This is a genomic window from Paenibacillus alkalitolerans (assembly GCF_016482785.1).
GTDB lineage: Bacteria > Bacillota > Bacilli > Paenibacillales > YIM-B00363 > Paenibacillus_AE > Paenibacillus_AE alkalitolerans.
In genome coordinates this window covers 203,432-222,841 of sequence record NZ_JAEMXM010000002.1, presented here as the reverse complement: position 1 = coordinate 222,841, position 19,410 = coordinate 203,432, and the positions used below count along the sequence as shown (strand labels likewise).

Below are 19,410 nucleotides of genomic sequence, written 5' to 3'. Positions count from 1 at the left end.
GTTTGGTATGCTAATAGTTACACCTTTTACCTTTATTTACTCGGGAGTTGTGCGAGTGGCGACCATTGAAAGCCGATGGAAAACAGAAGAACAAATAGCCGAACGTATTGTGAACGAGGGCTTATTTATCCCTTCCGTGTCTGCACATTCCGCTGAAGACGAGCGGATGACGGGATTGTGGAAGCCGCTTTGGGGAGATCCGGAGGTTATTGAGCTGTGGGCATCGTACCGTGGGGAAGTGAATGCTGTTGCGGACCCGGAATGCGAGGAAGCGAGAAGGCGGATCGAGACGGAGGTTGACCGGCTTGTTCGCGGGCGGCTCGGAGAGCAAGCGAGGAAGGAAGCGTATGAAGCGCTTCATCCGAGGTACGGCGTCCCTCATACGCCGTTGGAGCATTGGGTCGCCGGTTTGCTAAGCGGCGAGAAGGCGTCGGGATCCGGACTGGACTGGATCGCGGAGGATATGGAGGCGTGGACCGCCGCCGTGGAAACATCCCGGCAAACCGCGCCGTATCGGGTTGCCTTCCGGTTAAGGGAACCGCAAGAAGCGGTTCCCGGTACCGCTTGGCTGCTCGAGCCCGGGTTGCAGCCGGATGACGAGCCGGGAAGGTTCATCCCGGCCGAAGCCGTCTGGGCGCACCCGTCGCCCGACCCGGTCTTCCGCCGCCGGCGCTACCCGGCGGCGCAGCAGCGGCTCGCGGCGGGGCTCGCGGTTGCAGCGGCGGTATTCCCGCCGCTGCTGCGCGCAGCCCCCGCTCACGCGCCGAAGAGCTGCCGCTTGACGCCGGAGGAAGCGGCAGCGCTGCTCGAGCACGCGGGGCACGCGCTCGAAACCGACGGCTTCGCCGTCATCGTGCCCGCCTGGTGGAACCGCCCCGCTCCGTTGGGCGTCGCCGTGCGCGTATTGGAGCCGGAGACGCCGGCGGCAACGCCGCCGCCCGCCCCTGCTTCCGGCTCCAGTCTTGGGCTGTCCGCTTTGCTGTCCTACCGGAACGAACTAACGTTATTCGGGACGGCTGTCACGGATGAAGCTATCGAACAGTTAATCACAGGACCGCTTCCCATGGCGCAATACGGCGGCAGCTGGTTTCGGCTTTCCGCCAAAGAGAAGGACGCGATCCGCCGCTTTGCGTCGCGGGAACGAACTGGCAAAGCGACATGGGCGGAGCTGATTCAGACCGGACTGCTTCAAGCGGAGGCAAACCCGGCGAAACCGAAACGGCGTTCGCTCGACGGCGACTTGCCGGTTTCCGGTATATTCGCTAACGAACAACTTCTTTCTTATATAAATTCTCTTCGCGCATTGCTGTCGGGTAAAATCGGAATCGCCGGAACCGGAGCTGAAACCGAAAGGCGAACAGACCTCCTTCCGCAGCCCGAGGCGTTCCAAGGGACGCTGCGCGACTACCAACGAAGAGGGTTCACGTGGCTCATGCAGCTAAGACGGCTCGGATTCGGCGCCTGCTTGGCGGATGACATGGGGCTTGGGAAGACGGTGCAGTGGATCGCCTACGCGCTGCAGACGCAGCAAGAACGCGACCGCAACCGCGACAAGAAACCGCTGCTCCTCATGTGCCCGACAACGGTGCTCGGCAACTGGATGCGCGAGTTGGAGCGGTTTGCTCCGACGCTTTCCGTATACCTTCATTACGGTCCTGAGCGGAAGAAGGGCGCGTCGTTCCACGCGCACGCAGCGGAACGTCAAGTCGTGATCACTTCGTATTCTACAGCATTGCGCGACCGCAAATCCTTCACAGCCATGCAGTGGGATGCAATTACGCTAGACGAGGCGCAATATATCAAGAACGCAGGCACGCAGCTCGCCCGCTTCGTGCGTTCGCTGCAAAGCAAACACCGCATCGCCATGACCGGCACGCCGATCGAGAACCGGTTGTCGGATTTATGGTCCGTGTCCGAATGGATCAATCCGGGGTACCTCGGTTCGGAGCGATCGTTTCGCACTCGATACGCGGCGCCGATCGAACGCGCCAAAGACGATGCTGCGGCCGAAAAGCTGCACACGCTCATCCGGCCGTTTATTTTGCGCCGCGTGAAGACGGACCCGACCGTGATCGACGATTTGCCGGAAAAGCTGGAACTGGACAGCTACTGCACGTTAACGAAAACTCAAGCGGAGATGTATCGCGCGACGGTCGACCGCCTCGTGCGGACGCTCGAACGCGCGGAGGGGATGGCGCGCAGAGGCGCGATCCTTACGGCGATCACGAAGCTGAAGCAAATATGCAACGAGCCTGCGCACGCAATGAAGCTGCCCCGCATCGCCAAAGCGGATTCCGGCAAGCTGTTTCGTCTGGAGCAGCTGCTTGCGGAAAGCGCGGAAAGCGGAGACCGCTGCGTCGTATTCAGCCAGTATGCGACGATGGCGAACCTGCTTAAGCCATACTTGGAAGCTTCGCTTTCCGTACGTGTGGCGGCCATTACGGGGCGAACACCCTCCAAGGAACGGGAGCATATCATCCGCTCTTTCCAAGAAGACGACGACGGTCCGGTAATACTCGTTCTCTCGTTGAAAACCGGCGGCTTCGGGCTCAATTTGACGAGAGCGAACCGCCTCATCCACTATGACCGGTGGTGGAATCCGGCGGCCGAGCGGCAGGCGACGGACCGCGTGTTTCGTATCGGGCAGACGCGCAACGTGGAAATATGGAAGCTCATCACGAAAGGCACGCTGGAGGAAGCGATCGATAAGCTGCTGCAGGAGAAAGAGCGGCTGGTCGAAGGAGTCGTGGGCTCCGGGGAAAAGTGGCTGACGGAGTGGAGCGACGAGGAATTGACGCGATTGCTGACGCTGCGCCACGATATCGTGGTGGAAGACGAGGGGGCTTGAAGAAGCGCATATGCGGGATACTAGCGAGATAAAGATAGATCATGGGCTCGTCGAGTCGGTCGTGACGGATACCCCGGCGCGGTCGTTTCGTGTGCGCTGGAACATTCCGTTATTCGATCAAGCGAAACAATACTCGCTAATCCAATCGTTTGCGTCGGACGCGCTGCTTGCCGGGCGGTGGGCGGCAGGCATACCCACGGACAACGACCGGACCGTCGCGCAGGCGAAGGAAGGCGATTGGAGCTCGGTATGCACTTGCGGTAAACCGCAGCCTTGCAGGCATGCCGTCACCGTCTTGTTCCGCTTCCGCGACATGGCCAAGAACAACCCGTGGTTATGGCTCGAAGTGCGCGGCGTTTCGCGGGAACAAACTTTTAATCAAATTCACGCAAATAGGCTGGAATTGGAAAAGTACGGGGCGCACAAAGGAACCGAAGAGACAGACGACCAAGATGTCGAAGCGGCGCGGGAATCCCCCATACTTATGCATGCGGAGGACCCGCCCTTTTGGAACCGGGACATTTCGTTTGCGGACTGGCTTCGAATCATATACAACCATACCAAGAAAGGAGACACTTCAAGGTGAATCGTGTAACGGAAAGCTGGATGCGACGTTTCATACACACCTATAAGAACGCTTCGTTCATGGATAAAATGTCCGCGGTTCACCAAGAAGCGAATCCGTTTTACTTGCTGGAATGGATTATGATCGACGGCGACGGCGAGAACGGAAAGGACGGCGGGTTTTGGCACAATTGGGAGGGCGAACGAACGCCCGGTGCGGAAAAGGGCGGACTCTTGGGTGTGGAAACCTTTTTCAAATACGAACTTCCTTATGAGCTTTGCTTCGGCGAACCGGCGGACGAATGGCGCTCGGCGCTCCTTCAGTCAGCCTTCTACGATCTAACGAACTATTACGGCTCCGACCGTTGGGAAGAAGGATGTGCGAGGTTCCGCGGCGAAATAATCCAAACATTGCAATTGTACGAAGAGTACCGGAAAGAGGTGGAGGAAGAACTCCGCAAGCTGCGGCAGCAGTGGCAGGAGGAAACGGAGGAGCTCGAACAAGAGGCGGAACAATGGGAATCCGAAGCGGTGCTTCAGGAGGAACGGAAAACGTTGAATCGGCGGTACGAGCGGAGGAAGAAAGAAGCGCCGGCGAAAATCTTGCAGAAATCGTACGAACATAGCCTCTTGCTGCGCTACGTCGTTCACCGGAACATTCACAGGCCTGCCGAGCGGTTGAAGGTGTTCGCGCAGCGCCTGGAAAAGAGAGACGAAATTGTGCGGGAGTGGTGCCGAAGGATCGAAAGCGGCGATCTCTCGTACATCGTTAAGCAGTACTCGGAGAACGGAGCGCAAGCTTCCTTCTTCTCCAAGTGGTTATCCGCGTATGCCGGCAAAAGCGAATTTACGCGGCGCGCGTTCGACATTCCGTCCCGGCAGCGGTTCCTTCTTCAGTTTATCGCGAAAACCCGATCCGAACCGGTCATTGACGCCGTCTTTCGGACTTCGGGCATCGAAGATGCGATTACGACGCAAACGCTGCACGGCGCCAATCCGGAGCTGCTCCATCTGCTCGTCTGGTCGTCGTTGTCGTATCCCGATCGGCGCAAGCTGCTGAGGGAAGGCGTCATTCTCGCCTCTTGGACGAGGTTCGCCTCGGAGTTCGCGGATACCGACCCGGAGTCGGATTTCGAACGTCTGTCATGGGTGTTTTGTCTCGATCCGGAAAGCTTGCAGCAGCGGCTGCTGCGCAGCCCGGCGGGAGACACGAATTCCACGGCGAATAACCGACCGACTTCCGAAGAGATTGTGCGAAAGTGCTGCGTCCTGTTTGCCGAAGGCATACGCCGCGGGGTCGATCCCGATCTGATCGTTTCGCTCTACGGCTATTTGGCTAAACATGATAGAGAAGCGTTCTATTCGTTCGTTCACGGCATGAAGTCGCTCTCCGACGCGCTGCCGATGTTCGAAGCGCCGCAGCGGACGATTGCGCCTTTATTCCGCGGAGATGGCGTCCGGCAGACGTCGGCGAGAAAACATTTGCAGCAGCTGCTCTATCTGTGGCTGGAGCGTCGCGAAAGCCTTCCGGATCATAGAAGCGAGGAACAGCTTTGCAAGCTGGCGGCTGTCGTTTCCTTCGACAAGCGCGCCGCGGTGCTCGGTTGGCTGCAGCGGCACGAAAGAGACTGGCGCTTGTATTTGGGCGCGGACGGAGACAAATATTCGCTCGTGCGGTTATTGAAATTTCGCTGGCTCGGCACGAAGGGCGATGTGAAGGAGCAGCACGCCGCCGTTGAGCAATGGCTTAAGCGCCACAGCGACTGGGTGCAGTTCGAATCGGATACCCCGTTGACGGAAGGATCCGGCATGCAGTATAGAATCGTAAAACCGGGTGCCATCGATGCGGAAACCGGCGAGCTGCTCGCCCGCGTGCTCGTTCGCGTAGAATGGGCGGATGAGAAGCAGGTAAGCCAATTGTTGGACGATTTGAAAAATTTGTAACGCGAAAGGAGGATATTCCGTGCCGGATTCATTATATGTAGGCATCGATTTCGGAACGACGAACAGCTCCGTCGCCGTGCTCGACCCGATGACGGGCCGGGTGGAGATGAGGAAGCTCGACGAAGGCGAGCAGCCGTACCTCGTCCGGACGATTCTCTCGAAAGGCTTGGAAGGCGATTGGATTATCGGACATCAATCCGCCGCTCTGGGCCGCTTAAGAGACCGATCGGTCATGTCGTTGAAGACCGAACTAAGGAAATCGCCGAGCTTTACGTTCACAGTGGACGAGGAAACGTATTCGCTGGTCGAACTGATCGCAATATTTCTTAGAGAGCTGCTGCGCCGCGCCGGCATTGCCGAGCCGCAACGAATCGAGCGGCTGGCGCTCAGCCTGCCCGTTAATTACGACGAGAAGCGCAAGGCGATGATGGAAGCGGCGGCCGTGAAGCTCGGGCTGAATGCGAACCAAATCTGGTTTTTGGACGAACCGGTTTCGGTGCTCTGGGATTGCCGGCTTATTCCCGCCAAGTACGCCCTCGTGTTCGATTTCGGCGGCGGCACACTGGATATGGCGATCATGGATAAGGAAGACACGCAGGATCATCGCCCGGCCGTCGTCCGGCACCCGTACTTGGATCCGGAAGACGACGACAGCAACCGGTACCATGGCAAAGTAAGCGCCAAGCTCGGCCTCGATATCGGCGGGGACGATTTGGACGACTGCCTCGTTAAGCTGTTTGTGGAGCGCGGGAAGGAGCAAGGAAATCCGGTATGCGAATCGATCGCGCTCGAGCTGTTCGAAGATCCGGAACGCCTCCACAGGTTGAAGACGCATCCGAAATATTCGTTTTATAACCATTTGAAAGCGATCGCCGAATCGGCCAAGCGCATCCTCTCGAATGAAGAGGAGACGACGGTCGACATTCCTCCGTTGATGCCGGGAGTCGATGAAGGCATTCGGAACGTGACCGTAACGGCGGAGGACTTCTTCCGGGTGACGGAAAAGCCGCGTGAAGCGATCATGGACGCAATCAAGAGGCTGAACGAGCTGTTCGCGTCTCAGACGCGGCTGTCGCGCCGCGACATCGGCGCGGTGCTGCTGTCGGGCGGAAGCAGCCTCGTCCCGTTCGTTCCCGACGTGCTCGAAGAGCTGTATCCGAATGCGCGGATCGTATGGGACGAAGCGCACCTTCAAACGCGCATCGCCCGCGGCAACGCAAGATATACACGAAGCGAAGCCGAATGGCTGGTCGGGGACGTGGTGAACGCTTCGATAGGCATATACAACCATGCGGGAAGGGAAACGATCGAGATCATATCCCCCAGCGATATATACCCGATCCGCAAAATAAAAAGAGTCGCGACGACAAAACCGAATCAAACGAAGATCGAAATCGCCCCGATGGTGAAGCGGCAGGGCGCCGACCGTTACGAGCCGCTGCAAAAGTGGGGACGCCCGATCGTGTGGCGCATGAACATTCGCCCGCACCCGGGCACGATGGATGTTAGCCGTATCTCGATTACGTATGCGATCGACAAATCGCAGCGGCTGAAGGTCACCGCATACGACAATTTGTACCGCAGCGAAATCGGGGTCGAGGAGATCGAGCTGTCGGATTCGGGATGGAACGTCTCTTTGAATCAGGGGTAATAATGCACTAGGAGGAAATCAGGTGACAGACCGAATAAATATGTCGATGAACGACGAGTACGGCCTTCCGGCTCTGGAGCGGCTTCTTCGGTGTCCCAGTCCGACCGGCTATACGGAGCTTGCGATGAATTTGGTCGCGGAAGAGGCCGCCCGGTTCGGATATGCGATGGAACGGACGGCGAAGGGCGGCGGCATCATTACGATCCAGGGAACGCAGCCGGGACCGGCAACGCTGCTGTCCGCACACATCGATACGCTCGGTGCGATGGTCCGTTCGGTCAAAAGCGGAGGAACGCTTCGGCTCACTCCGGTCGGCGGCTTCATGATGCAGTCGATCGAGAACGAATACTGCCTGATTCATACGCGTTCGGGGCGGACGTATTCCGGCACGATTCTGACGAGCAAGCCTTCCGTGCACGTATACGAGGACGCGAGGGATTTCAAGCGCGACGAAGCGAATTACGAAGTTCGCATCGACGAGCCGGTCCGTTCCAAAGAGGACGTAGCGGCGCTCGGCATTTCCGCGGGCGATGCCGTGTCATTCGATCCGCGTCCTGTATTTTTCCCGAACGGATTTATTAAATCCCGCCATCTGGACGACAAGGCGTCCGTCGCCGTATTGCTTTCGCTGCTCGAACATTTCGCCCGGACGGGACAGCGGCCGCGGCGGACGGTAAAGCTGTTGATTTCGAATTACGAGGAAATCGGCCACGGCTCTTCGTATATACCGGAAGGGGTCGAAGAGATGATCGCCGTCGATATGGGAGCGATCGGAGACGATTTGACATGTACGGAACGCGACGTATCGATTTGCGCGAAAGATTCGACCGGGCCGTATGATTGGGAAATGACGACGAGGCTCGTCGAGCTTGCCAAGAAGAACGGGTTGTCGTACGCCGTGGACATTTATCCGAAATACGGCTCCGATGCTTCGGCCGCGCTGCGCGGCGGCCATAATATCCGGACGGCTCTTTTGGGGCCGGGCGTGCACGCTTCCCACGGCATGGAGCGGACGCATGCCGATGCGCTGCGCAATACGTTTTCTCTATTGCTTGCCTACATAAAGTAGGGGTGAAGGCTCTATGTCCAAAATACCGAGGTTGACGGAGCGTGAGCTGCTCGATTTGCGCTGGAGGGGCGACGATCCTTTTGCCGTATATATTTATACGCCGTGGTGCGGCACCTGCAAGCTGGGGGAGAGAATGCTTACCGTAGTGTTGGCCTTGGAACCGGGAGCTGCCGTTTATAAAAGCGATATTAACTATTTGCCGGCGATCACGCGGGAGTGGAAAATCGAAAGCGTCCCTTGCTTGGTGTTCATTGAGAACCGAAGGGTGAAAGAGAAGCTGTACCGCATGAATTCCGTCGATGTGTTGCTAGCGCATGTGCGCGACCGTTTGTTATAATGATGCGATAGATTTCGCACCTTTTGCAGAAAGTAGTGATGTTGTTGACCACTGTTCATATCATCTCGGACGGCAGCGCGGATTTGCCCGCGGACCTTCGCGAGCGCTGGAATATCCGGACCGTCCCTCTCACTGTGCAATTTGGTGAAAACACGTACACTTCCGACATGGGAACCGCGCTTTTCTATCAATTGATGAAACAGTCCTCCGAGCTGCCGAAGACGTCCGCTCCGTCTCCGCACGCGTTTATGGAAGCGTATCAGAGCGTTCCGCCCGGACAACCGATCGTGGTGATCAGCTTATCCTCCGAACTGAGCAGCACTTATAATCATGCGGTTCTTGCTCGAGACATGTATTTGCAAGAACATCCGGACGCGGGAGAAATCGAAGTGATCGACTCCAAGACGGCTTCGATGGGCCTCGGCCTCATCGCATATAAAGCAGCCCGGTTAGTGCACGAAGGGCTGCCGTTCCGCGAAATCGTGCAGTCCGTCAAGGATGCGGTCTTGGACACTCGAACCTATTTCACATTGGATACGCTCGAGAACGTTATCAAAGGCGGACGGCTAGATCGCGTTCGCGGAGCCATCGCTTCCATGATGAACATCAAGCTTGTGATGAGAGCGAATGAACACGGTTCGATCGAAGTGATGGAAAAGGTTCGCGGAACCCAGCAAGCGGTCAAACGCCTCATCGACAAAATCGACGAAATTCAAGATGATGTCGAGAAACGGATCATTGCGGTCGCTCACAGCAATTGCGAAGAACGGGCGCGGGAATTGCTGCGGAACATTACGGAGAAATACAAGTTTAAGGAAGCCGTCCTCTCCGATATGGGTCCTGTAATAGGCACGTATGCGGGGGAAGGCGGCCTTTTGGTCAGTTACTAGTTTTTGGCATGGGTTGTCCGGCGTGATATGATATGGATGGAAAATATTTGTGAACGGGAGATGATGATCGTGGCCAATACCTTCTACGAATTGCAAGCCGTCGATGCGAAAGGAAATGAGCGCAGTCTCAGTGAGTATAAGGGGAAAGTGCTGCTTATCGTCAACGTCGCTTCCCAATGCGGATTCACCCCGCAATATGCCGGTCTGGAACAATTGTACCGGGACTACAAGGATCGAGGTTTCCGCATTCTCGCGTTCCCTTCCAACGATTTCGGCGCACAAGAACCGGGGGCGATTCAGGAAATCGAACAGTTTTGCTCCGTCAATTACGGAGTGACGTTCGAGTTGTTCGACAAAGTCCATGCGCTCGGAGTCGATATGCACGAGGTGTACCGGTTTTTGACTTCGCACGCGGACCCGTCGGGAGATGTGCAGTGGAATTTCGAGAAGTTTCTGATCGGGAAAACCGGCGCCGTAGCCGGACGGTTCTCCAGCAAAGTCGCGCCGGATGACGAAGCACTACGTTCGGCGATCGAGCGGGAATTGAACGCATAAAGGAGCGATTGATTCATGAGCGTAACGAACTTGAATCCGGGAACGCTTGTCGTTGCGGAGTATAAGAGCGGGGTGTATGTCGGCGAACTGTTGTCGGCGGACGGTCCCATGGCGAAGGTTCGCATGTTGGCGGTGCTCAAGCATCCGACGCAAGGCGACCTGCACAATCCGATGCAGTCGGACGTGCCCTTCTTCCACCAACGCCGCGCGTTAGCGTACCGTGAAGTGGCGAACGTGCCGCTTGGGTACGTTGAACGGTATGACGGGAAAGAGGCGCCGGATTACAAAACATCGCTGAAGGAAGCGTTGGAGCGGGAGACGGCGGCTTGCGAGGTGCTCGGAACGCCGTTCGGCGACCGGTGCGTCGCGGAGCTGCGCCAGCTGGCGAAGGAATATTTCCCGTAATCGTAAGCGATAACGGAGGCAACAAACGTGCGCCTCTCATCGTTATGGATGAGGGGCTTTTATTTTTAATAGGGTCAGGAGCCGAAAGAGAAATGAAATTTCGAGATTTTCATCCCAACATTCGCATTCGGATCGCACTCGGGTTTTTCGGTTCTTTGCTGTTCAACATGGTCATTCCTTATATGGCGATTTATTTTGCTCGGGAGCTCGGGAGCGCCGTAGCCGGCATCGCGTTGACCGGTGGCGTCATTGTCGGCTTTGCCGCCAGCTTTCTCTCGGGTTATTGGTCGGATCGTATCGGGCGTAAACCGCTCATGGTCGGAGCCGAATTTGTTTGGCTCGGTTCGTATGCATTGATGGCGCTGGCTGCGTCCGCATGGGTCGATTCGGCATGGCTGGCGCTCGCCGCTTCGTTCGGCGTACAAATCGGATGGGGATTGTTCGGTCCTTCTTCGGACGGCATGCTGCTCGATGTCACGTCGCCGGAACAAAGGAAATATATGTATTCGATCTTCTATTGGTCAAACAACTTGGCAATCGCGTTGGGCGGAATGGTGGGCGCTTATTTGTTCGCAACGCATCTTACCGGCTTGTTGATTGCATTGACGGCGATGACCGCCGTTTCGACGGCGATCACGCTTTGGCGCATCGACGAGACGCATCGGCCCGCACACAATTACGCCGCCGCTGTTTCCGCATTTGCGGGAATCGGCGACGTGCTGCGCAGCTACGGGAGAGTGCTGCGCGACAGAACGTTCATGCTGTTCATGGTTGCAAACCTGTTGGTATTATCTTCGGAGTTTCATATCGGAAATTATATCGGAGTGCGTTTGGCGGATGAAATGGGCATTCGCACGTTGTTTTCATGGGGAGAGAGCAGCTTAAGCTTGAACGGCGTTCAAATGCTGGGGCTGCTGAGAACGGAAAATACGTTGTTTGTCGTGTTGTTCTCCATATTAGCGGTAGCCGCCATGCGCAGATTTAAGGAGAAGCATACGTTGTTCGCCGGAATGATTTTGTATGTTACGGGCTACGCGTTTCAAATGTACAGCAACGACCCTTGGCCGCTCATCGTTGCAATGGCGCTCGCCACGTGGGGAGAGGTCGTCAATGTCCCGATCCGGATGGCTTACCATGGTTCCATCACTCCTGATGATGCAAGAGGCGCATATATGGCCGTAGGAGGCTTGACGCACACGGGCGCGAGCATGATCGGCACGCTGGCGGTGTCGCTTGGCGCCGTATTCCCGTCTTGGTCGATGGGATTAATCGCGCTGTTTGTCGGCGTATCGGGCATCGTGTTATTTGCGGGCATTACGCCGAAGCTGGACGAGCGGATGCACAGAGCGTCTTCCGGGGACGGCGCTCAAGTCTCGCCCGCTTCTTCTCAGCAAACGAACTCGGCAGCGGCGACTCTGTGAATGGAAGTATCAAATAGGATAAGCTCAAAAATTGATCTAATGTCAAAGAATAAGCTCAAAAATTGACCTTATTCACCCACAGCGTTCAATTTATCCTGCACTACATGTGTGATCATGGGTAGAATAAGGTCAAAAGTTGACCCCATTTTTATGAATAAGGTCAATTATTGATCCTATACAGTGGCCGCGATCCATATCTCCGGCTCTGCAACTGTGATCACGAGTAGAATAAGGTCAAAAGTTGATCCTATTTTTAAGAATAAGCTCAATAATTGACCCTATTAATCTATACCGTTTTTTCGGCCAACACCGTCTGATCTGTCTAAATCGCAGGGCTATCCGAATGTCTTAAACAGACGTATCGGATAGCCCCTTATTCAACTATTTTGCTTTAGAAGCCCGCTCAAACTCCTCGCGGACGGCGCGAAGCAGCACCGGATCCGCAATGACGTCAAACGCAGTGGCGGCGAGTGCTTTCGCGCCGAACAGCATGCCGTCGAACGCCCGCTCCGTCATCGCCAAATCCCGGAATTCCCTCGTATGGAGCGAATGCTTCTCATCCACCACTTTGACGTACGGATGGATGGCTGGGCATTGCAAGGACACGTTGCCCAGATCGAGCGATCCGTGGTCTTCGCCGGTCTGAATCTCGGATTCGGCCACGCCCATCTCCACGAGATTTTTCGCAAACACGCCGGACAACGTTTCGTTCGTGCGCAGCTCGTCGTACGAAAACTCATAGTTTGATACGGTAAGCGTGCATCCGGTTTGCAATGCCGCACCTTCCGCGCACTTCTTCACCCGTTCCGCCAGTTCGTCCGTATAAGCACGCTGTGCCGAACGGACATAAAAATCGGCGCACGCATAATCGGGAATAACGTTTGCCGCTTTGCCTCCTTCAGTGATGACGCCGTGAATGCGGGCGTGGCTTCTCGTTTGTTGGCGAAGGGCGTTCACGCTGTTGAACAATTGAATGACGGCGTCCAGCGCGTTAATGCCGTCGTACGGGTTCGCCGCGGCATGCGCGGTCCGGCCGCGGAATTCGAAGCGCAGCGCGTCCATCGCCAGCGATTGTCCCGACCGCTCGTATGCATAGTACGGATGCGCCATCAACGCGAAGCTTACGTCGCGGAACATGCCCGCTTCCGCCATCAGCACTTTCGCGCCGCGCGTTTCCTCGGCCGGCGTACCGTATACGCGGATCGAACCGCCGATGTCGCCGATGACCGAAGCGAGACCGGCCGCCGCCGCGACGCTCATCGAACAGATGAGATGATGGCCGCAAGCGTGGCCGACCTCGGGCAAAGCGTCGTATTCGGCCATGAACGCGACGACGGGTCCGGGCTTTCCGGAATCGTAAGTGGCGACGAATGCGGTGGACAATCCCAACGCATTCCCTTCCACTTGAAAACCGTACTCTTTAAGGGCCGCGGTTAACGTCTCATAAGCGAAAAACTCTTCGTTCCCGAGTTCGGGGCGGTTTCCGATCGCTTCCGCAATCCCTCGGATTCTAGTTGATATTTCGTCGATGCGGCGCAGCGCTTTTTGTTTCATAATATAGTTTCCGTCCTCTCTTTGGTCGGGTAAAATAATGAGTGATGTCGTCTCGGATTATACCACAGGAGGAATCGATTTTCTTCCGAATGGGGGATATACGCCGCAAAAATATGGACAAACTGGTTGTTATATGAGACGATTGCGTTTGTGGGTTTAAATAGAGGCAGTCGCTAAGAGGCGGTCGAAGCTGTCCGTAAACAATAAGTGATCAATGCACAGGAGGATGTAGGATGACGGAACATCAAGAGACAAAGAAAAATGATAACGGAGAAAAAGCGGCAGGGAACAAAGTGTTGAGAACGGTGCTCCCTTGGGTGCTGTTCGGAGCTACCGCCGTCGGATTTGCGGCGTATGCGTTCGCGCAAGACGGCAACGGTCCGGCAGCGGGCGGCGGCGGCAATGTAGGATCGGAAGCCGTTGCGAAGGTGGACGACGAAACGATCACCGCTAACGAATTGTATGATTTTTTGGTTAGCCAAGGCGGCGCTCAGGCGGTCGACCAATTGATAACTGAACGTCTTGTCGATAACGCGGCGAAGAAGTCGAACATTAAGGTTACAGACGAAGAGTTAAACGCCGAAGTGGACAAAATCAAGGAACAGATGGGCGGTCAGGAAGCATTCGACCAAGCGTTGGTCCAGTACGGATTGACGGTTGACAAATTGAAAGAACAGCTTGTGACGCAGGTTCAGCTCACAAAATTGCTGGCTCCTCAAATTAAAATTACCGACGAAGATTTAAAGAAATATTACGACGAAAACAAAGAGCAGTTCTCCACACCCGAACAGGTGCGCGCTTCCCACATCCTTGTGGAAACGAAAGAAGAAGCGGAAGCGATTGTTAAGCAATTGAAAGAAGGCGCGGATTTCGCCGAGCTGGCGGAAGAAAAGTCGAAGGATCCCGGCAGTGCGGCGAAAGGCGGCGATCTCGATTTCTTCGGCAAAGGGCAAATGATGCCTGAGTTTGAAGAAGCGGCATTCAAAACTCCGGTCGGCGAATTAAGCGGCATAGTGGAGACGGACTACGGGTTCCATATCATTAAGGTGACGGATAAAAAGGAAGCGAAAACTCCAACCTTCGATGAGAAAAAAGAAGAAATCCGCGAAACGCTGGTACAGCAGCAAACTAACGAAAAATCTCAAGCTTATATCGAAGAACTTCGCTCGAAAGCGAAAATTGAGAACTATTTGCAGCAAGCATGACCTCGGTCGTGCTTTTTTCTTTTGTACGTGTGCATGTGGTATAATTTCCAAGGAACTAAAGCCGCAAAGCGGGTGATTACGCGTGTCATTACGGCAAATGACGTTGGTGTCGGGCGAGGAACTGGAGCAGCGCTTGTCGGAAGTGCGGATTTTGGAACAATCCGAGTCGGAACGGTATGCGATCGTGAAGGACGATCCGACAGGGGAGCATATGCTCCAGTACAGTTATATACATAGGGATATTGCGGAAGGCGGAGCGGAACAATTGTACCGCCACCTGCTTCCGATCGATTCGGACGCCGTGCTCGGCATATTGTTCTCGGAGCAGCCGTACCGGTATCCGGACGCTTGGAAGAAGCCGTTCTTACGCAACGGACCGGATAACAACTATGTGTGGTTCGATCCGATGCCTGCGTTCGAAGGCGATGAGGACGAGGCATACGCGAAAGCGCTGCGCGAGAAGCTCCTCGAATTCAAGAAGAGGGGCGCATACGACGCGGCTTCGGTGGAGAAGCTTTTTCGCGATTTGGATCCATCTTGATGTTGACTGAAACGCTTAGGGGGATGCAGCCTTTATGAATGAGCAGACGCTTTCCTTATTCCGCACGTTGACGGAGCTGCCTGGTGCGCCGGGGTTCGAGCAAAATGTGCGAAAATTTGTACGCTCCCAACTGGAGCCGGTTTCGGACGAAATCGTTCAAGACCGCATCGGCGGCATCTTCGGCGTGAAGCGCGGCGACTCCGCCGGCCCGGTAGTTATGGTGGCGGGGCACATGGATGAAGTGGGTTTTATGGTAACGGGCATCACCGATAAGGGCATGATCAAATTCACGCCGCTCGGCGGCTGGTGGAGTCAAGTGCTGCTCGCTCAGCGCATGCAGATTATGACGAAGAACGGGCCGGTCATCGGCGTCGTCGGATCGACTCCGCCGCATTTGCTCGATGAGGCGACGAGAAATAAACCGATGGATATCCCTCATATGTTTCTCGATATCGGCGCGGATGACCGTGCGGACGCGGAAGCGACCGGAGTATTGCCGGGCCAGCCGATCGTGCCGGTGTGCCCGTTCACTCCTATGGCGAACCCCAAGAAGATTATGGCGAAAGCATGGGACAACCGGTACGGCGTAGGTTTGGCGATTGAACTGCTGCGCGAGCTGCAGGGAGCATCCCATCCGAACGTCGTATATTCGGGTGCAACGGTACAGGAGGAGATGGGCTTGCGCGGGGCGGAAACGGCGTCCGAGCTCGTCAATCCGGATATCGCCTTCGTATTGGATGCGAGCCCGGCGAACGACGCGACTGGCGATAAGAATGCGTTCGGACAGCTGGGCAAAGGAGCTCTGCTGCGCATATTGGATAGAACGATGATCACTCACCGTCTTATGGTTGAATTCGTGCGCGACACGGCGGAGACGAATAAGATTCCGTATCAATATTTCATTTCTCCCGGCGGAACGGACGCGGGGCGCGTGCATCTTCACGGGTGCGGCGTGCCGTCCGCAGTTATAGGCATTCCGGCCCGATATATTCATACGGCGGCTGCCATAATACATACGGATGACTATGCGGCGGCGAGAGAATTGCTGGTGCGGCTGGTCAAGTCTTGCGATCGCTCGACCGTCGAGACCATTGTCCGCAACGAATAGGAGGCAACGAACATGAAGAAGCCTATTTCATACGGCCCTCCTCTATCGGATCGGTCTTATAAAATGTTATTGCTCGGCTCGGGAGAGTTGGGTAAAGAAGTTGTCATCGAAGCGCAGAGGTTGGGCGTGGAAACGATAGCGGTCGACCGGTACGGCAACGCGCCGGCGATGCAGGTTGCCCATCGCTCGCATGTGATCGATATGTTGGACGGGGCGGTGCTCAGGGAGGTCATCGAACGGGAGAAGCCGGACGTGATCGTTCCCGAAATCGAAGCGATCGCTACTCCGACGCTGGTGGAGTTGGAATCGGAAGGCTACCGCGTCGTGCCGACGGCGAATGCCGCGAGACTCACGATGGATCGCGAAGGAATTCGGAGACTTGCGGCGGAGACGCTCGGTTTGCCGACCGCGCGGTATGAGTTTGCCGATTCTTTGGAACAATTGCGCGAGGCCGTTGCCAAGATCGGAACGCCATGCGTCATAAAGCCCATAATGAGCTCATCGGGGAAAGGGCAATCCGTGTGCAAAACTCCCGACGATGTGGAGACGTGCTGGAATTACGCCATGGAAGGCGGGCGGGCGAAAAGGACGCGCGTCATTGTGGAGGAGTTTATCCGGTTCGACTCCGAAATTACGATGCTTACGGTGCGATCCGTGACGGGTACGTCTTTTTGTGCGCCGATCGGCCACGTGCAGAAGGACGGCGATTACATCGAATCGTGGCAGCCGCATGAGATGCCGGAGGAGCAAGTGGCCGAAGCGCAGCGGATCGCGAAAGCTGTGACAGATGCGCTGGGAGGATACGGACTGTACGGCGTGGAGTTGTTTTTGGCGCCGGACCGCGTCTATTTTAGCGAGGTGTCGCCGCGTCCGCACGATACGGGTCTCGTAACGCTCGGAACGCAGGACTTGTCCGAGTTCGCGCTTCACGTCCGCGCCATTCTCGGCTTTCCGGTTCCGACGATTCGTCTGCTGACGCCGGGCGCTTCGCGCACGTTGAAAGCTGCGGACTCGTCCGACCGGTATGCGGTCGAGGGCGTCGGTGATGCGTTGGCCGTACCGAATACGCAGGTGCGCGTGTTCGGCAAGCCGGTAACGATGCCGGGGCGGAGGATGGCGGTCGCCGTCTCCACAGCTGAAACCGTGGGACAAGCCCGTGAGCGTGCAGCCCAGGCGATTGAACAACTACGAATCGAGAACGCGCCGGAGGGATGAAGATGAGTGAACAGGACCGGTCGGGGAAGCCGGGAGGAAAAACCGTTTCAGATTCGCGAACTGTCATGACTTGGATCATTTTGCCTACGGACTTGAACTATCACGGAACGGCTTACGGCGGCAAAGTGATGCAGCAGATGGACAACGTCGCGACCGTGGCTTCCATGCGCCATTCCCGCCGTCCTGTCGTCACCGCCTCGGTGAACGGATTGACGTTTCACGCTCCCGTGCGGGAAGCGGAGGCGCTCGAGTTGGAAGCGTTCGTCGTTTGGTCGCACCGGAGCTCCATGGAAGTGTACGTTCGTGCGGAGAACGAGAACCTGCTGACGGGCGAGAAGAAGCTCGCGGCTACGGCGCATTTCGTATTCGTCGCTTTGGACGACGCGGGCAAACCGGCAGCGGTTCCCGCCTTGATCCCGGAAACGGACGACGAGCGCCGCATGTTCGACGAAGCGCAGCAGCGGTACGAGGAGCGCAAAGCACAGCGAAAGAAACAGTATGGAGGTTGACCGGGCTTATGCCCGTTTTTTTGCGCCAATCGTCTTACTTTTCGTTAGTGTCTAAATTTCGGTGTGGTTTGACGGACAGGAAATAGCGTACAATATCAGTAAATCTTACCGATGTGGTTGTTGGGAGGTAGTCCATTGCCAATGCAGAAATCGCAACAAATTATTGACGTCACGGAGCGGTTGGGGGCGCATAACTATCACCCGATCCCGGTTGTGGTGGAACGCGCGGAAGGCGTCTGGGTGTATGATCCGGAAGGCAACAAATATATGGATATGTTGAGCGGCTATTCCGCGCTGAATCAGGGACACCGCCATCCGAAAATCATCGCGGCGTTGAAAGATCAGGCCGACAAGGTGACGCTGACGTCTCGGGCTTTTTACAACGAGCCGATGGCGCGGTTTTACGAGAAGCTGTCGGCGTACACGGGGAAGTCGATGATTTTGCCGATGAACACCGGAGCGGAAGCGGTGGAAACGGCTATTAAGACGGTGCGCCGTTGGGCGTACGATGTGAAGGGGGTTCCGGAGAACGAAGCGGAAATTATCGTATTCACGGGAAACTTCCACGGGCGTACGATAACAGTAACATCGTTCTCTTCGGATCCTGAGTACAGACGCGGGTTCGGGCCGTTTACGCCCGGATTTCGAATCTTGCCGTACGGCGACATCGAGGCGCTTCGCGCTGCGGTGACATCGAAGACGGCGGCCATTCTTATCGAACCGATCCAAGGCGAAGCCGGGATCGTCATTCCGTCTTCCGGATATTTAAAGGCTGTCTCGGAGTTGTGCCGGGAACAGAACGTACTGCTGCTGGCCGACGAGATTCAGACGGGTTTCGGCCGGACGGGCAAACGTTTTGCTTGCGATTGGGAAGATGTTGTGCCTGATATGTATATTATGGGCAAGGCGCTTGGAGGCGGCGTGCTGCCGGTGTCCGCCGTCGCCGCGGATAAGGATGTGCTCGGCGTGTTCGAGCCGGGCTCTCACGGATCGACGTTCGGCGGAAACCCGCTTGCCTGCGCGGTGGCCGTTGCGGCGCTTGAAGTGCTGGAAGAGGAGAAACTCGTCGAGCGGTCGTTGGAGCTGGGCGAGTACTTCTTGGGGCGGTTGCGGACGCTGCGGCATCCGGGCATCGTCGAAGCGCGCGGGCGAGGCTTGCTGATCGCGCTTGAGATGAAGGGGAAGGCACGGCCGTATTGCGAAGCGTTGATGAAGCTCGGGCTGCTTTGCAAAGAGACGCATGAGAGCGTCATCCGCTTTGCGCCACCGCTCATTGTGACGAAAGATGAGCTGGATTGGGCTTTTGACCGGCTGGAGCAGGTACTCGCACAGATTCATACGTGAGCCGGCCGGAGGCTGCCGCGAGTTGCCGCTGTAACGGGAGAAACTCCGGTTATAGCGAGCGAAACGTCCTGATTTTGTCGCTGTAACGGGAGAAACTCCGGTTAAAGTGAGCAAAATATCCTGAATTTGCCGCTGTAACGGGAGAAAGTCCGGTTAAAGTCAGCAAAATGTCCTGATTTCATCGCTGTAACGGAAGAACTCCGGTTACAGTGCGTAAATTGCCGGATTAGACCGCCGCAAGCGAAGAAAC

General features: G+C 56.3%; 17 protein-coding genes. 16 read left to right on the top strand and 1 reads right to left on the bottom strand.

All coding sequences use genetic code 11. The annotated features are described in order from the left end of the window. The first annotated feature begins 55 nt into the window (after positions 1 to 55). From JET16_RS04840 to JET16_RS04795, 10 genes are all read left to right on the top strand, one after another. Positions 56 to 2,848 carry a DEAD/DEAH box helicase gene (locus JET16_RS04840; RefSeq protein ID WP_199614544.1) on the top strand — a complete coding sequence of 931 codons (2,793 nt, stop codon included), beginning with the start codon at positions 56 to 58 and terminating at the stop codon, positions 2,846 to 2,848. Between the two features lie 10 nt (positions 2,849 to 2,858). Continuing rightward, positions 2,859 to 3,434 carry a hypothetical protein gene (locus JET16_RS04835; RefSeq protein WP_199614543.1) on the top strand — a complete coding sequence of 192 codons (576 nt, stop codon included), beginning with the start codon at positions 2,859 to 2,861 and terminating at the stop codon, positions 3,432 to 3,434. After that, positions 3,431 to 5,356 carry a hypothetical protein gene (locus JET16_RS04830; RefSeq protein WP_199614542.1) on the top strand — a complete coding sequence of 642 codons (1,926 nt, stop codon included), beginning with the start codon at positions 3,431 to 3,433 and terminating at the stop codon, positions 5,354 to 5,356. The genes JET16_RS04835 and JET16_RS04830 overlap by 4 nt, the downstream gene beginning before the upstream one ends. 19 nt (positions 5,357 to 5,375) lie before the next feature. After that, positions 5,376 to 7,007 carry an Hsp70 family protein gene (locus JET16_RS04825; protein WP_199614541.1) on the top strand — a complete coding sequence of 544 codons (1,632 nt, stop codon included), beginning with the start codon at positions 5,376 to 5,378 and terminating at the stop codon, positions 7,005 to 7,007. A 34-nt stretch (positions 7,008 to 7,041) separates the two neighbouring features. Then, positions 7,042 to 8,076, top strand: a complete 1,035-nt coding sequence (locus JET16_RS04820; RefSeq protein ID WP_199615016.1) for a M42 family metallopeptidase — start codon at positions 7,042 to 7,044, stop codon at positions 8,074 to 8,076. A 13-nt stretch (positions 8,077 to 8,089) separates the two neighbouring features. After that, positions 8,090 to 8,413, top strand: a complete 324-nt coding sequence (locus JET16_RS04815; protein ID WP_199614540.1) for a thioredoxin family protein — start codon at positions 8,090 to 8,092, stop codon at positions 8,411 to 8,413. Positions 8,414 to 8,451: 38 nt separating this feature from the next. Continuing rightward, a complete protein-coding gene (locus JET16_RS04810) occupies positions 8,452 to 9,303 on the top strand; it encodes a DegV family protein (RefSeq protein WP_199614539.1) in 852 nt (283 codons plus the stop codon). Positions 9,304 to 9,372: 69 nt separating this feature from the next. Then, the gene (locus tag JET16_RS04805) at positions 9,373 to 9,858 is read left to right on the top strand and encodes a glutathione peroxidase (RefSeq protein ID WP_407673080.1); all 486 of its coding nucleotides are present in this window, start codon (positions 9,373 to 9,375) and stop codon (positions 9,856 to 9,858) included. Positions 9,859 to 9,873: 15 nt separating this feature from the next. Further along, entirely contained in the window at positions 9,874 to 10,263 is a 390-nt protein-coding gene (kapB, locus tag JET16_RS04800; RefSeq protein WP_199614538.1) for a sporulation phosphorelay system protein KapB, read from the top strand. Positions 10,264 to 10,355: 92 nt separating this feature from the next. After that, a complete protein-coding gene (locus JET16_RS04795; RefSeq protein WP_199614536.1) occupies positions 10,356 to 11,684 on the top strand; it encodes an MDR family MFS transporter in 1,329 nt (442 codons plus the stop codon). Between the two features lie 381 nt (positions 11,685 to 12,065). On the opposite strand, the gene JET16_RS04790 is transcribed toward JET16_RS04795, so the two are convergent. After that, the gene (locus tag JET16_RS04790; protein ID WP_199614534.1) at positions 12,066 to 13,238 is read right to left on the bottom strand and encodes a M20 family metallopeptidase; all 1,173 of its coding nucleotides are present in this window, start codon (positions 13,236 to 13,238) and stop codon (positions 12,066 to 12,068) included. Positions 13,239 to 13,471: 233 nt separating this feature from the next. Between JET16_RS04790 and JET16_RS04785 the strand changes: the two genes are divergently transcribed. The 6 genes from JET16_RS04785 (at position 13,472) to JET16_RS04760 (ending at position 19,160) form a co-directional block, all read left to right on the top strand. After that, on the top strand, positions 13,472 to 14,443 hold the full coding sequence (locus JET16_RS04785; RefSeq protein WP_199614532.1) for a peptidylprolyl isomerase: 972 nt from the start codon (positions 13,472 to 13,474) through the stop codon (positions 14,441 to 14,443). An 82-nt stretch (positions 14,444 to 14,525) separates the two neighbouring features. Then, positions 14,526 to 14,984, top strand: a complete 459-nt coding sequence (locus JET16_RS04780; protein WP_325176617.1) for a hypothetical protein — start codon at positions 14,526 to 14,528, stop codon at positions 14,982 to 14,984. A gap of 34 nt (positions 14,985 to 15,018) precedes the next feature. Next, positions 15,019 to 16,092, top strand: a complete 1,074-nt coding sequence (locus tag JET16_RS04775) for a M42 family metallopeptidase (RefSeq protein ID WP_199614531.1) — start codon at positions 15,019 to 15,021, stop codon at positions 16,090 to 16,092. A 12-nt stretch (positions 16,093 to 16,104) separates the two neighbouring features. Continuing rightward, positions 16,105 to 17,307, top strand: a complete 1,203-nt coding sequence (gene purT, locus JET16_RS04770) for a phosphoribosylglycinamide formyltransferase 2 (protein WP_199614530.1) — start codon at positions 16,105 to 16,107, stop codon at positions 17,305 to 17,307. A 2-nt stretch (positions 17,308 to 17,309) separates the two neighbouring features. Then, on the top strand, positions 17,310 to 17,816 hold the full coding sequence (locus JET16_RS04765) for an acyl-CoA thioesterase (RefSeq protein WP_199614529.1): 507 nt from the start codon (positions 17,310 to 17,312) through the stop codon (positions 17,814 to 17,816). A gap of 141 nt (positions 17,817 to 17,957) precedes the next feature. Then, complete coding sequence (locus JET16_RS04760; RefSeq protein WP_199614528.1) at positions 17,958 to 19,160, top strand: ornithine--oxo-acid transaminase; 1,203 nt, start codon at positions 17,958 to 17,960, stop codon at positions 19,158 to 19,160. Positions 19,161 to 19,410: the final 250 nt, after the last annotated feature.